This is a genomic window from Sinorhizobium fredii USDA 257 (assembly GCF_000265205.3).
Lineage (GTDB): Bacteria > Pseudomonadota > Alphaproteobacteria > Rhizobiales > Rhizobiaceae > Sinorhizobium > Sinorhizobium fredii_B.
This window is the reverse complement of record NC_018000.1, coordinates 3,395,839-3,410,665: the sequence shown is the minus strand read 5'-3', so window position 1 is coordinate 3,410,665 and position 14,827 is coordinate 3,395,839. Positions and strand designations below refer to the sequence as shown.

The following is a 14,827-nucleotide window of genomic DNA, read 5'->3' as shown; positions in this document are numbered from 1 at the left end:
CTCAGCTATCCTGTTGCAGCCAGAACGTATCCGGCTTGTAGGCACCGAAGTAACTCGTCGGGTCGAAGCCCCAAAGCGCCTCCTCAGGCAGGTTGCGCAGCTTGGTCGTCACGAGGATCGGCTGAAATGAACCGTTGACGAGGCCGATCGAGAAGACCTGGTCCGTATAGATGGACAGCATCTGCCGCCATATGTCGGCCCGCTCGGCATCGTCTGCGGAATGCCGCCAGCGCTTGAGCAGGTCGAGAAGCTCGACGACCGGCTCCAGGTCGGGTGCCTCGCCCATTTCGCCGTGCGAAATATAGTTCAGGCCCCAGACCGGCCATTGCAACTGGTCATCGGCGGTCGGGGCGAGTTGACCCGGGTTCATGTCCGCCGTCGGCACGCCGTTGTCGATGCCGAACCACATGGACATAGTGATCTCGCCGCCGACTGCCCGACTGCGGAATGTGTCGCGCTGCGAGGTACGAATGAAGAGCGAAATGCCCACCTTCTGCCAGTAGTCGGTGATCAGCTGCAGCACATCCGTATCGAGCGTGCTTTCGCCGGGGCTTTCGACGACGATCTGCGCCCTGCGGCCATCGGGCAGGATGCGGATGCCGTCGCTGTCGCGTTTGGCAAGGCCGGCTTGATCGAGCAGGGCGTTGGCCTGCTCCGGATCATGGGCGACCCAGGCACTCGCGAACTCTGGACGAAACAGCGGGCTGTCCGGCAGGACCGTGTCGGCGCTCTCCTTCGTCAGCCCGTAGAAAACCGCCATGTTGATCTCGCGCCGATCTATCGCGAGCGACAGGGCCCGGCGGACCCGCACGTCTCTCAAGAGCGGCCGCCAGACCGGATCGGCGCAATTGAGGTTGGGAAGCAGGGCCAGGCGGGAGCCGGAGGTCTTCTTCCACAATTTGACCTTCACGGGATAACGCTTCTCGGCATCCTTCAGGTAGGTATAGTCGACGAAGTCGATGCCTACCGCCTGCAAGTCGCTTTCGCCCGTGCCGGCCTTAGCCGGAATGAGCGCCGACGAACTGACGCTCAATACGAATTTGTCGATATAAGGCAGTTGCAGGCCGTTTTCGTCGACGCGGTGGAAGAACGGATTGCGCTCGAAGATGAACTGTTCGGCCGGCAGCGGCGTGGTGTTGCGCCATGGATCGAGGGTGGGAAGGTCCGGGTTTTCCGGGCGATAGGAACGCGCCATGCGCTGGTGGAGCTGGTGCCATTTCTTGACCCTCTCCTCCTTCATCAGCCCCTTCAGCTTGTCCTCTTCCTGGTATTTCTTGTGGAACTGCTTGAGATAGGCCGACGGCATGGCGAGAACCAGCGGCTGCGGCGCTGCCAGCTTCTGCAGGAAGTCCGGATTAGGCATCGGCCACGAATAGCGCAGCGTGCGCTCGTCGAGGATCTCGAACTTCGCCGCCTTGCCGTCCATGACCATCGCCGTCGGCAGGCCCGCTGGCGAGAGGTCCTCGTTGAGCAGTACGTCCTCGAAGCAGTAGCGGAAGTCCTCGGCCGTCAGCGGCGTGCCGTCCGACCACTTGTGCCCCTCGCGCAGGTGGAAGGTGAAGATCCGGTCCTCGACCGCCTCGTAGCGTTCCAGGACGTCCGGGTGGAGATTGAGCGCCTCGTCATAGCCGACCAGCCGGGCATAGCCGTAGATCGTCATCAGGCGGATGTCCTTGGCGCTGCCGATCAGGCTGCGGATCGTCCCGCCGTGCCGGCCGGCTTGTCTCCCCATCGCCGCGACGTTGATCACCCGCGGCGTTTTCGGCAGTCGCTCGCCGAGCGGCGGAAGCTTGCCTTCTGCGACAAGCGGCGCCAAGGCGTCGACCCCGCCCGCGGCGGCGAGCAAGACCTTCGGCAGAGCAGTTGAAGCGAGGATGGCAAGCGCTGTTCTTCGGGTAATCACGGTCGTAACTCCCTTGCATCTGCCGTTTTCCTGGCGAGCACATAATGGCCCCCGCCAAGATCAGCCGGAAAGAGAGCGTTCTCCTCGCCGCCGTCCGAGAATTGCGCTCCCCATTGACGCTGGTCCGAGCCCCCGCTCGCCTGGAGCGAGTCGAAGTCGAGCTTCCGATCCAGATCGGGATAGGGCACGGCTGCCAGCAGCGATTTCGTATAGGGATGAACCGGATTGCGCATCAGCACCTCGCGCGGTGCGAGCTCGACGATCCGCCCCGCGCACATGACGGCGATCCGTTCGGCCATGTAGTCAACCACCGCGAGATTGTGCGAGATGAACAGCATCGTCAGGCCGAGTTCTTTCTGGAGATCCTTGAGAAGGTTGAGGATCTGGGCCTGGACGGAGACGTCGAGAGCCGAAACGGGCTCGTCGCAGATCAAGAGCTGCGGAACGAGCGCGAGCGCCCGAGCGATCCCGATGCGCTGCCTCTGACCGCCGGAGAAGCTGTGCGGATAGCGATTGATGAAGCGCTGGTCGAGGCCGACCGCCTGCAACAGGGAACGGACGGTTTCGACTCGCGATTTCGTGTTGCCCCGCCCGTGGATCTCGAGCGGCTCGCTGAGAATGTTCTTCACCGTCATGCGCGGCGAAAGCGACGAGACCGGATCCTGGAAGACCATCTGGATCTTGGCGCGGAGCGCCTTGAGTTCGGCGCCATCGAGCTTCAGGACGTCGACGGCGCCCTCCCCGTCGTCGAAGGTGACCGAACCCTGATCCGGCGTCACCGCGCGCATCAGGATCTTGCTGACGGTCGTTTTGCCACAGCCGCTCTCGCCGACCAGCCCCAGGCATTCGCCGCGGCGGACGTCGAAGCTGACATCGTCAACGGCACGATGACGCGACGCGCTGCCGCTGCCGAACCAACCCGATGCACGCGTCGAGTACGTCTTGCACAGATTACGAACCGAGACGAGGACGTCCGGTCCGGTGGCTTTCGTGGCTCCCTGGCGTCCGAGAAGCGTCCCAGCCTTGACCGGCACTTCGCGAAGCGCCTTCAGCCTTTCGCCCGGCTTCATGTCGAAATGCGGCACGGCCGCCATCAGCCCTTTGAGATAGGGATGCTGCGGATTGCGGAAGATCGCGTCGACCGGCCCCGCCTCGACGATATCGCCGTGATAGATGACGACGACCTCATCGGCCATGTTGGCGACGACGCCAAGGTCATGCGTGATCAGCAGCATGGCCATGTTGAGCTTGGACTGAAGCTCGCGCAGCAACTGCAGAATTTGCGCCTGCACCGTCACGTCGAGCGCTGTCGTCGGCTCGTCGGCGATCAGCAGCGCCGGACGGCAGATCAGCGCCATGGCGATCATCGCCCGCTGCCGCATGCCGCCGGAAAGCTCGAAGGGGTACATGTCATAGGCCCGCTTCGGATTGGCAAAGCCGACATCGCCCAGAAGCTCCTCGGTTCGTGCCCTGCGCTCCGCCTTGTCCGCGTCCGTATGGATCTGCAGCACTTCGGAAATCTGGTTGCCGATCGTGTGGAGCGGCGACAGTGAAGTCATGGGCTCCTGAAAGATCTTGCTGATCCGCGCACCGCGGATTTCCTGGATCTCGCCCCCGTCGGTTTCGAGCGAGAGCAGATCGACCGATTTTTCTCCGGCCGCCGTGTCGTTGAACAGGACCCGGCCACTCACCTTCGCGACGCTCGGCAGGATGCCCATCACCGCCTGGCTGATCGCCGACTTGCCCGACCCGGATTCGCCGACGAGTGCCGTCACCTTACCCGGTAAAATCCTGAAGTTCGCTCCCCGGACGGCCTCCACTTGGCCGCCAAGCACGGAGAATGTGATCCGCAGACCCTCAACCCTTAATAGGTCCGCTGCTGAAGTCATTGCAACACACTACCCTCATTATCCCTCCTGCATGACTCCCTGCCGTCCGGCGGGGATATTACGCAGCAATTTCAAGTGTCACAGCGACCTTGACGAACCCCGCGGCGCTGTAGCGTCCGCCACCGTCGAAACAGTAGCTTAGCTTCCGCAGGCTGTCCAGCAGGCCACCCGGCTACAGCGCCTTGCGTCTTTTCAGACGCACAAAGGTCACTTGTAGGACTTGAGATCGCTGCATGTTCTCATCCTTACATCGGCGCCGATTTAAGGATGCATGCAGTCGTGCGTGGAGGGGTTCGGAAGAGGTGGCCGGACCTCACGGAAAGGGACAAACGCCGTCCGTCAGAACATCGGCACAGCGCGATGAACGGCGGAAGTCGTCGTAATAGAGCGTCCAGTCAGTCGTGTCGGCCGCGCGATAGGGACCGAACTTGAAATATTGGTTCTCTCCCAGGCCCTTGTCGGCGTGGCCGATATGGCCCTTGACCGTTATGATCGGCTTACCATTGGCAAACAGCTCTATGTGCCCCGATCCGTCCGGCCCGGGCTTGGTGAAGATCGCGAAATCGATCCAGCCGGAATTCGGCTCGGGGAGCGGATTGCCGTGATTGGTGACCGTCACCGCCTTCGTGCAGGAATTGAAAAGGCTGCCGTTCTGCGTCGTCCAGTTTGGATCCGTGGCAACCAGGATGCGCACCTGGTTGACGTCGGGCCGGCCCCAGGCAGGCACCTCCCCCGGGCCGCAGCGGGCCGGCGTGCCCTCCGGTCCCGTGGAAGTCGGCGGCTGATAATTGGTCTCAACCGTGGCGAAGAGCTTTCCGAGATCCATGCGCAGCGCCAGGAACGGGCTGAAATCCCCGTCGGCGCCAGGAACGATCTCGCGCTTCCATTGCGCGATCAGGTAACGATGGTTCCCTCTCGGAATGGGGTCCTCAAACTTGACGGCAAAGCCGTACCAGACGCCCTGGTCATAGGGGACGCGAAGGGCCGTCTTTTCCCAGATTTCCGCCCGCTCGCTGCAGCCGTCGTTCAATGTCGGGCAATGCGGCACGACGCTGAGCTTCAGCCCGCCATTTCCCGTCCGTTTGACCGTTTCCTGAAACTCGACGGTACCGGCGCTCTGCTCGAAATTCTCGCGATAATAGAGGCCGCCTTCCGGGGCAAAGTCCTTACCTTCGAAACCGTCGACCAGTTTCTGCTCCGGAGGCGGTTGTTGTTGCTGCAGTGCTTGAGCATTTGCGGTGCTCGGTACGAGAAGTGTGGCGGCCAGCAAACTTACGCGAAACATAGATCCCTCATTGCAGCATCTTGTCGATCAGGCCGCGCGGCCCCGGCGGCCCGATCTTGTTGCGATAGAGAAGCATGACATGCTCCGCTTCGGAAAGTCCATCCTCCGTCTGATCCTCGGCGCGTTCCTGCGCAATCGCGGCCAGGGCAGCGTCCTTGGGATAGAGCACGGTGAACTTCTGGCGCACCCCGCGCAATCTCTCCTGTCCGAGCGTCAGCCAATCGCCGCCGCAATAATTGACGAAAGCTTCGCTCGCAACAACGTTGTGGCCGTATTTCTTCGTCAGGTTCTGCAGCCGCTGAACCTCGTTCACGGCGGAGCCGAAAACCGAGAAGGTCAGCCGGTCCCGCAGTCCGACATTGCCGAACATGACGTTGCCTATGTGGAGGCCGACCCCATAGCCGATCGGTTCGCGACCCTGCCTTTTCCGTTCGGCGTTGAGGGCGGCGACGCGGGCGCGTGCCGTGCCCACGGCAGCGAAGGCCTCACGGCTTGCCAGTTCCGAAGGTTCCTTGTGCCGGCCGCAGGGATAGACGGCGATGAACCCATCGCCGACGAAGCTCAGGATCTGCCCGCCATGGCGGTTGAACGGCGTCGCGATCGCGTCGAAGAAGCCGTTCAGGGTTTCGATATAGGCTTGCCGGCCCTCCCTTTCCGCAAGAACGGTCGAGTCGCGCATGTCGGCCATGACGAGGACAGCGCGAACCGTCTCGCCATCGCCCCGGCGGACCTGGCCGCTGAGGACCCGTCGCCCGGCATTGGCGCCGAGATAGGTGGTCAACATGTTGTCGGCGAGCTTGCCGAGCACGGCGACCTTGGCCGCAATCGCCAGATGGTTCTGCAGCCTCAGCAACGCGGCGATGACGTCGTCGCTGAAACCGCCGTGACGATCCGTCGTCCAGGAGCCGACCATACCATGCTCGGAGACGGCGCCGAGCGGCTGCATGAAGGCGATATAGTCGGTCGCCCCCTGTTCCCTGAGTTCGTCGAAGATCGGGAACTCCGAAGGCCGCGCCGGATCGATGCGTCGCCGCACGTGGTCGAGGTTGTTGCTGAGCAGATAGTAATAGGGGCTGCGGAGAAAACGATCGGGATTGAGCGCCAATTCCTCGTGGCGAAGTCCGCTCACCTCGACGCCCCGGCCGCGCCACCAGGTGAAGCCGAGCGCGTCGTAAAGCGGATGAAGCATCGAAAAGGACAGGTGGACGCGCATGAGAGGCAGGCCGGCCGCCGCCAGGCGCTCGCAGAAGCCCCGCACAATCGTCTCGAGCGATTCGTCGCTGAGGGACGTCCGCATCAGCCAATCCGCGACCTTGTCCAGGAGGATTTCGGAAACTTTGTCGTTGATCGTACTCATTCCACGTCCTCATTTGTCGCGACGGCCGATGCCAACAGCACTCCCGTGCACCGGCGACCTAGATCGCCTGCCCGGCAGCATTGGCTGTGTGGCACCCGTCAGTAAAGAAAGGCTCCGGCCGCATCTGACGGCGGCAGCGCGCAGCGATCGGATCGCCACGATTCTGTCTTGCAGATATTCACCGCCGAGCCCGATTTCCAGAGAGGGTTCACAATTTAAATCGTGAGTGAATCCTACACGGAAGGGACCATCCGTTTACACCCTCTAATTGTCGGGGTTATCGACGGACGCTCCTGCATGTGCCGTTAAGTCGCAGCCGATTTATGGATAAAAGCATGCATCAATTCGAAGGGCTACTGCGCGCTTTTTACGTCTGAAGCGACGCACGGCTGTAGGCCAGCGCTTGACTTGGCGCCGCTTTCTCGCCAACAAAACGGAACCAACTCGCGGGCCGCCCGCCGCAAAACGGCTTGTTCGCCAACAAATTTGGAAACGACCTTGACCTCCCCTCATCACGACAGGCTCCTCGAATCGATCTCCGCGCGTACCGCCAGGGTCGGTGTCATCGGCCTGGGCTATGTCGGCCTGCCTCTTGCCATCGCGGTTGCGCGCTCAGGTTTCCCGGTCACCGGTTTCGACATCGATCCGGCAAAGATCGTCGCGCTCGACGGCGGCCGTTCCTATATCGAAGCCGTCTCGGACGATGCGCTCAGCCGGGAGGCCGCGGCCGGGCGCTTTCGCTCGACGACGGACTTCGCCGCGCTCGGTCGTTGCGACGTGATCGTCATCTGCGTGCCGACGCCGCTCACCAGACATCGCGACCCCGACCTTTCCTTCGTGGAAAAGACCTCCCGCTCGATCGCGGCCTGCCTGCGGCCGGGCCAGCTCGTCGTTCTCGAGTCGACCACCTATCCCGGGACGACGGACGGTGTCGTCCGTTCGATCTTGGAAGAGACGGGCCTGAAATCGGGCGAGGACTTCTTCCTCGGCTTTTCACCGGAGCGGGAGGATCCCGGCAACCGGAATTTCGAGACGGCGAGCATCCCCAAGGTCGTGGCCGGCGACGGGCCGCTTGCAGCAGCGTTGATGGAACGCTTCTACGCCGCCGTGGTCGAGACGGTCGTGCCGGTCTCCTCGAACGCGACGGCCGAGGCGGTGAAGCTCACGGAGAACATCTTCCGGGCGGTCAATATCGCCCTCGTCAACGAGCTCAAGGTTGTCTACGAGGCAATGGGCATCGATGTCTGGGAAGTCATCGAGGCGGCAAAGACGAAGCCGTTCGGCTACATGCCGTTTTATCCCGGCCCCGGACTTGGCGGACATTGCATCCCCATCGACCCCTTCTATCTCACATGGAAGTCGCGCGAATACGAGCTGCCGACCCGTTTCATCGAGCTCGCGGGGGAGATCAACTCGGCCATGCCACGCCATGTAGTGACGCGGCTTGCCGAGGCGCTTGACCGGAGACAGGGCAAGGCGCTCAGCCGCTCGAACGTGCTGGTCATGGGCCTCGCCTACAAGAAGAACGTGCCGGACATTCGCGAAAGCCCCTCGCTCAGGCTGATCGAACTCATCGAGGAACGCGGCGGCCGGGCGGCGTTTTACGATCCGCATGTCGAGGAAATTCCCTCAACCCGGGAGCACCTTGCGCTCAAGGGCCGCCGGTCGATCGCATTCGACGAAAAGACCGTGCGCAGCTTCGACGCGGTGCTCATCGCGACGGACCATGACGCCGTCGATTACGCCGCACTTTGCGATTGGGCACCGCTGATCGTCGATACGCGCAATGTCTTCGCACGCCGCCGCCTGGCAGCCGATCACATCGTCAAGGCGTGATCGCGCGGGCCTGCGGCCCGTCGTCTGCACGCGTTTCCTTGAGGTTCTTTGCCGCCATGGCGTAGCCGCCGGCCGCGCCGTCGATGAAATGCATGTGATCGCGGCTCATCGGGGACGGGACGATGCAGGTCATCAAGGCGGAATCCTGCCGATGCAGCCCGTAGCGGCAAACGCCCTCTTCAGCGCCCCGCTTCAATCGCTCCTCGATCTGCTTCAGCCGGCCGGCGCCGACATCGATCGTCATCTTCAGGCCGTCGTCGAACTTGCGGAAGTCGGAATTGTTGGCGAGATCGTGCTTGTACTGCGTGACGTCGAAACTGCCGATATTGAGCCCGATCTTGAAGCACACAAACAGAAGCAAGCTCTGCAACGCTATCCATGGCCAGACCAGCACGCGTCTGCCCGTTGAGGCGATGGCGCGCGATTCCATGGTGACGCCGCGCATCGAAAGGCGAGGCTCGGGACCGTTCTCCGGAACGGGATGGCCGCCCCGCTCTTCGCCCTCGGCGAGCGCCACGATATCGGCGATCAGGGCCTGGAATTCCGGTCCGTTGCCACGCTCGCCGGGTACCGCAATGATCGACACGATGGCGCCGTGGTGGGAGTCGATCGGATTCCAGCGGCAGGAGAGTCCGGTCAGGTCAGGCCTGGTCCCCGGCGCTGCGGCGTCGATCTGGTAGCGTCCCGCCTTCATCTCCGCTTCCGCCCAGCTTGCGCCACCGCCCGAGAACATCGCGTAGGAAACCTCTTCGCTCGTCTTGAAGCGGGCGACGCGCATATCCAGACCTCTGGCGCGAATGTCGGCGACCGGAACGAGCGCGGCCCGGAGCTCGAGGCCGAGCTCTTCCGCCACCCAGGTCTTTGCCGCGGCGAGCGCCGTGCGCGCCTTTGCCGCCAAGGCCGCGGGTATGACGGCGAGCGCCCCGTCGCCGCCGAAGACGAACGGCAGGTTTCTTTCCTCCAGCGCGTTCATGAGGGCCGAGATCACGCTGGCGCCAGCCATGTTGACGCTTTTATATCGCCCGTCGGCAATTGCCCCGGTCGAATCGACGATGTCGGCAATCGCCAGCGACCAACCTTCCGGCAGGGGCCTGTAATTCGCATCGTCGGCCACGCCTTCGAACTCTTCGAAGAGCGGCAGGCTCTCGTAAAACCGCATGTCGGCTGGCTGCGCCATGGATGCCCCGAATCCCCTGCTGCAGGTTCCTTAAACTCTAGCCGATAAAAGGACAAAAAAATATAGTATTTAAAGTGCTAGAGCGACCTTTGCACGTTTGATAAGTCGCACGTAGCTGTGCAAATGATGATTGCTAGCGGCACCGGCTTGAAGCCAAAGTTCTCAACCCTGAATCGCTGAACACGAACCTTTAAATCAAGGTTGAGCCCGGCGATAAGCTTTCAATAGCGGCCGGGTGCCGGAAGGCGGCCAGCGAGCATTCCACGCCCCAAAAGTGCCAATGGCATTGCAGGACCCTCATGATTTGTGCTTGTCTAATGAGCGCGCCCAGGCAAAGTGCCTGGGGTGGGCAGGATGAAACCGAAACGGAATGCGGGACGACATCTTTCGAGTGAAGTTTTGGGGCGTAAGGGGCAGTCTGCCGGTGTCCGGTGAGCAGTTCCTGCGCTATGGAGGCAATACGCCCTGCATCGAAGTCCGTTGCGGCGCCGAGGTGCTGATCTTCGACGCCGGTTCGGGATTGCGTGAGGCCGGTCTGTCGCTGATGTCGGAGAGCGTCTCCGAATTCGACGTCTTCTTCACCCACAGCCATTATGACCACATTATCGGCCTACCCTATTTCAAGCCGATCTACCGCTGTAGCTCGGCGGTCCGCTTCTGGTCCGGCCACCTCCACGGCAAGATGTCCACGGCGGAGATGATCAATGACTTCATGCGACCACCGTGGTTCCCGGTGGGCCCGGGCATCTGTCAGGCGAGCCTCGACACCCTCGACTTCCGCCCGGGCGAGACGCTTTCGCCGCGCAAGGACGTCTCGATCCGCACCATGAGCCTTGTCCACCCGGGCGGCTGCGTCGGCTACAGGGTCGATTGGGGTGGCCGCGCCGTCGCTCTCATCTACGACACCGAGCACGAGCCGGGAATTCTCGATCGTGAGCTCCTCGACTTCATCGCCGGCGCCGACCTGCTGGTTTACGACTGCACCTATCTCGAATCGGAGATGGCGGCCTATCGCGGCTATGGGCATTCGACCGGGATCCACGGCTCGCGCTTGGCGATGGCCGCCGGCATTCCGCGCCTTGCCATGTTCCACCACGACCCCTCCCGCACCGACGCGGCGCTTGCGGCAATAGAACAGGAAGTGCAGACATTCTTTGCGGGCGCCTTTGCGGCCCGCGACCACCAGGTCATCGACCTATGAGATCGGACACCTTCCGCCAGCGGCTGGCCGGATGAGTGGCAGTGATCTCGAACAGCTTCGACAGAAACGCCCAGACATTCTCGTCATGGACGAGATGATGCGTGAGGATGCCGACCGATCCCTCGCCCTTGGCCACTTGCTCCACTCTGGTGAGAATGTCTCGAACGATCTGCGCATGATCGCGGCAACCGCGCGTCCCGCGCCAATCGATGACGTCCACATGCGTGTTGATGATCTGTAGCTCCGGTCGAAGAAGAGCGGCAGCCTTGCCGCTCGCCTCCGGCCCAAAGACGGACAGCGCCCTGAACCCAATGGCGCCCAGCCCCGCGACGACTTCGGTATCGATTCTGTTCCACGGCGGAACGAGCAGCGGTACGAAGGAGGCGGGGAAGAGGGCCCTGAGACGGGTATATCCGGTGCGCAGTTCTTCGGATACCTTACCGCCGGGACGGTGGCCGCCGAGTTCCTGGCGCTTCTCTCCCGCCGGCGCATGGTTTTCGTGCGACCAGCCATGAACGGCAATGCTGATATCACGGCGGCCGGCGAGGCAGCGCTCGAGGCGCTCGTCGGTATGCGCCGGGATCACCGCCAAGGTCAGCGGCACCGAAAACCGCTCCGTCACTTCGAGCAATCGATGCAGCGCCGCCGTCGGTTCGATCGCATCATCGTCGCGCAGCCAGAAATCGACGTTCTGACCGGCGTCCTGCATTTGGTCGAGCCTGTCGATAAGCGCTTGCCAGATGGACCCAGTATTCATCCAACCCTCCTCATAAAGGCGTCAAAAATCGCCTCCAGTCGCTGAGCGGCAGCAGTCAGCGAGCGCTCCTCGAGCACAAAGCGGCGCGCCCACTTGCCGAATTCGGCGCGCAACGCACCGTCGGTGAGAAAGCGCCGGATCGCTTCCGCAAAAAGAGCGATGTCACCCGCCGCCGTCAACAGCCCGGTCTGCCCATGTCTGACGACTTCGGGGACCCCGGCGGTCGCCTGTGCCACAACCGGCAGGCCGGCCGCCTGCGCCTCCAGATAAGAGAGGCCGTAGGCCTCGCCGCACCCCGGCCAGACATAGAGATCGCTACCGAAGAGAAGGCCTGCCACCGTTTCGGGCGCATTCTCGCCGGCCCAATCCAGCCGCTCCGCCGGCAATCCGGCGAACACCCCCTGCACCTGCGCGCGCGCTGAGCCGTCGCCAACGATGGTCAGCGTCCAGGGGATGTCGACGACCAGTTGCAGTGCGGCCGCGAGCATCCGATAGCTGTCCATCTTGTCGCCCGGGCGCATCATGGCGACCGCGATCAGGCGCGCGTCGGCCGGTTTCGTCGCCGGGATTGCCTGAAAACGTCCGACGTCGATGAACGGCGGCAGCATGGCATAGCGCCCCTCCGGTATCGCCTCTTCCAGCCCTTTGCGATCACGCTCGGTGAAACAGATGTTCACCGCCGCCTGCCTTACACCCGCCGCTACCGCGTCCTGAGCGAGCGTCCTCGCCCCTTCGTTGCGGCGCGACGAATAGGAGCTTTCCGCCGTCACATAGGGAATGGAGAATTCGGCGGCGAGCGCGGGGCCGATGAGGTCAGGGGCCTTGTAATAGGGATGGTAGCAGAACCATGTGTCCGGCGGCCCCTCCTCGGTCCAGGTTCGACGAAGACGGACGATTTCCTCGTCCGCTTGCTTGCGCAAATCCAAATAAGCCGCGTCGAACGCTTCGCGCGAGAAGGCCCGCAGCGGCGATGCAATTTGGACGTCATGTCCGCACAGCTTGAGCGCTTCGATCAGCATGCGTGCCATCTGCCTGTCGCCAGAGGGGACGGGATGATCCGGGGGCTTCAGTGGCGCGTAGAAGGCGATCTTCATGCGCCGCGAGCTATCCCGCCTTCGCCTTCCGATGTCAACACGAAGGCGATTGGCCGCGGCCGGCACCCTTCCCCCGGGCGATCTATTCCGCGGCGGCCTCCCCTCCCTGTGGCACGGCCAAGGCAGCGTTCTTCTTGGCAATGGCATCGCGGGTCGCGGCCGCTGCCGCAGTCGCTTGTCCGTCGTCGCCCGCCACCTGGACGGTCGGCGAGGCAAAATTGATACCATTGGCGTCAAAGGTCTCCTTGATCATCGCCTGGGCCCGCCGCCTGATCTGGGTCTGGTGACCCGGTTTGGTGGTCATGGCGAAGCTCAAGGTGACGCCGTAGTCGCCAAACTGCTCGACGCCCTTCATCTTGACGGTCTCGATGATCAGCGGTCCGAGCTCCTCATCCTCCAGCAGCGCGGCCCCAACGCCCTTCACCACCTTCTTCACCTTGGCAATATTGGTGTCGTAGGAGACGTTGATCTTGAACTTGTCGATGACCCAGTCACGGCTCATGTTCTGGACCGCACCGAGCGAGCCGAAAGGCACGGTGAACACCGGACCACGGTGGTGGCGCAGCTTTACGGAGCGGATGCTGAAGGATTCGACTGTCCCCATATAGCTGCCGCTCTGGATGTATTCGCCGACCCGGAAGGCATCGTCCATCATGTAGAACACGCCGCTGAGAATATCCTTGACGAGCGTCTGCGAGCCGAAGCCTATGGCGACGCCGAAGACGCCCGCCCCCGCGATAAGCGGACCAACAGCGACTCCGAGGCCGGAGAGCACCATCATCCCGGCGACCACCGCAATGAAGACCGCGAGAAAATTGCGCAGGATCGGCAGCAGAGTCCGCAGCCGCATATCGCGGGCGACCTGCGCCGGATCGGCCATTTCGATGCTTGATTGTTTCAGGCGGAGATTGATGAATTCCTTCACCAGTTGCCAGATGAAATCCGCCGCAAGCAGGATGACGATGCCGGCAAGCACGCCGCGAAAGACGCGGTTGAAGGCATCGTCCTGCATCATCGTGCTGCCGTTGAAGCGGAAAACGACGGCGAGCCAGGCGGCGGCGAGCGCGATGATCGCAAACCGGGCACCGCGGTCGATCAGCACATTGCGCATCACCCGGATGTTGTCGGCCGCTTCGGCATCCCGCATCGTCCGCGTTGTAGCACTTACGAAGCGCAGCAGCGGCGGCAGACCGACAATATAGACGCCGACCCAGAACAGCACCTTCATGCCGGCGCTCCAGACGAACCATAGTAGAATGAGGAAGGCAACGAGCAGCGCATTGGCCAACAACCGCCGCCCGGCCGTCACGTCCGCGGCGGGCCGGCGAAGCGCCGTGTCGATTGCAATTCCCAGGATAACGAGACCGAGTCCGGCAGCGGTCAAGTCCCGAACGTCGGCGGGGAAGGCAAGGGCCTGCATCATATCCAAGACGGCCCACAGGACGGCGACGGCGCAGACGAAGACAACAAAGCGCCCATGCCAAAACCGGGCGACATCTGGCGCAGGCAATGCGTCCAGCTGGGCCGCCTCCACCTCCTGCGTTTTCTCGTATGCCGGCTTGGCCATTGCCGCTGCGACGGCAATCAGCAAGCGGGCAGCGATCCAGGCGATCAGCAATGGTGCGACCGCTGCCTCCAGCCGCATCGGCCAGTCGGCCAGGACGAAAGCGGCGATCGCTGCGATCGCGAAGGCGATGAGCGGCGCGATGCGAAACAGGGCAGCCAGGCCGTGTCCCGACGTCGCGTCGCTGCGGTTTGCACTGCGGCGCAGGAGGTAGCGCAGCAGGAATTCGGCGCCATAGCCGACCAGGAGCACGAAGCCGAAACCGCGCAGGATCGGCATCGCGCCCTGGTTCTGCATCTCGGCCGCAATGCGCTCTCTTGCCGCCATCCACTCGGGAACCAGTCGCGGGGCGGCTTCGCGCATGCCGCCGAGATGTCGCCTGATTTGCGCGACCCATTGCGAGGCAACACCGCTTGGCGGCGTCGCAACCGCCGGCGGCGGCGTGGTCTGCTTGGCGGCCAGCCATTGACGTACCTCCGGGTCGTCCATCAGCTCGATCAACTGCTGGACCTTGGCCGGCGGCGCCGTTGTCGGAACCTCCTGCGCAGCCAGGGGAGCGTCGAAACCACCAGCCAGTTGAAGAACGAGGGCGAACAGGGCGAGGACTGCGCCTTGCCCGCCAAGCCTGAACGTCGAACTCATGCAAGCGCCCCCCATGAACGCGCTGAACCATCGCGCAATGCCAGTTATATCAAATATTTGCGGCATAGGTCAGGTCGGTAACCCGGTTCAGACGCGCAGCGCCGGTTCCGCAAACCCGGCGC

At 62.9% G+C, this 14,827-nt stretch carries 10 protein-coding genes; 2 read left to right on the top strand and 8 right to left on the bottom strand.

Translation table 11 applies throughout. The features are described 5' to 3' along the window. Nucleotide 1: 1 nt before the first annotated feature. From USDA257_RS15750 to USDA257_RS15735, 4 genes are all read right to left on the bottom strand, one after another. Entirely contained in the window at nt 2-1,903 is a 1,902-nt protein-coding gene (locus USDA257_RS15750) for an ABC transporter substrate-binding protein (protein WP_014763971.1), read from the bottom strand. Then, on the bottom strand, nt 1,900-3,792 hold the full coding sequence (locus tag USDA257_RS15745) for an ABC transporter ATP-binding protein (RefSeq protein WP_014763970.1): 1,893 nt from the start codon (nt 3,790-3,792) through the stop codon (nt 1,900-1,902). The genes USDA257_RS15750 and USDA257_RS15745 overlap by 4 nt, the downstream gene beginning before the upstream one ends. Before the next feature lie 313 nt (nt 3,793-4,105). After that, nucleotides 4,106-5,077 (bottom strand): polysaccharide lyase, encoded by a 972-nt coding sequence (locus tag USDA257_RS15740; RefSeq protein ID WP_014763969.1) that lies wholly within the window; start codon nt 5,075-5,077, stop codon nt 4,106-4,108. Between the two features lie 7 nt (nt 5,078-5,084). Beyond that, complete coding sequence (locus tag USDA257_RS15735) at nt 5,085-6,434, bottom strand: adenylate/guanylate cyclase domain-containing protein (RefSeq protein ID WP_014763968.1); 1,350 nt, start codon at nt 6,432-6,434, stop codon at nt 5,085-5,087. Between the two features lie 498 nt (nt 6,435-6,932). Here USDA257_RS15735 and USDA257_RS15730 point away from each other — a divergent pair, with 498 nt between their 5' ends. Further along, entirely contained in the window at nt 6,933-8,270 is a 1,338-nt protein-coding gene (locus USDA257_RS15730) for a nucleotide sugar dehydrogenase (protein ID WP_041414275.1), read from the top strand. Here USDA257_RS15730 and USDA257_RS15725 read toward each other — a convergent pair. Continuing rightward, nucleotides 8,260-9,447 (bottom strand): DUF3095 domain-containing protein, encoded by a 1,188-nt coding sequence (locus tag USDA257_RS15725; protein ID WP_014763966.1) that lies wholly within the window; start codon nt 9,445-9,447, stop codon nt 8,260-8,262. The genes USDA257_RS15730 and USDA257_RS15725 overlap by 11 nt on opposite strands. A 370-nt stretch (nt 9,448-9,817) precedes the next feature. Here USDA257_RS15725 and USDA257_RS15720 point away from each other — a divergent pair, with 370 nt between their 5' ends. After that, nucleotides 9,818-10,648 (top strand): MBL fold metallo-hydrolase, encoded by an 831-nt coding sequence (locus USDA257_RS15720; protein ID WP_014763965.1) that lies wholly within the window; start codon nt 9,818-9,820, stop codon nt 10,646-10,648. Here USDA257_RS15720 and USDA257_RS15715 read toward each other — a convergent pair. From USDA257_RS15715 to USDA257_RS15705, 3 genes are all read right to left on the bottom strand, one after another. Next, complete coding sequence (locus USDA257_RS15715) at nt 10,635-11,405, bottom strand: polysaccharide deacetylase family protein (protein WP_014763964.1); 771 nt, start codon at nt 11,403-11,405, stop codon at nt 10,635-10,637. The two genes, USDA257_RS15720 and USDA257_RS15715, sit on opposite strands and share 14 nt — an antisense overlap. Beyond that, nucleotides 11,402-12,499 (bottom strand): glycosyltransferase family 4 protein, encoded by a 1,098-nt coding sequence (locus USDA257_RS15710; RefSeq protein WP_041414274.1) that lies wholly within the window; start codon nt 12,497-12,499, stop codon nt 11,402-11,404. The genes USDA257_RS15715 and USDA257_RS15710 overlap by 4 nt, the downstream gene beginning before the upstream one ends. An 82-nt stretch (nt 12,500-12,581) precedes the next feature. Further along, complete coding sequence (locus tag USDA257_RS15705) at nt 12,582-14,705, bottom strand: mechanosensitive ion channel family protein (RefSeq protein WP_014763962.1); 2,124 nt, start codon at nt 14,703-14,705, stop codon at nt 12,582-12,584. Nucleotides 14,706-14,827 lie beyond the last annotated feature (122 nt).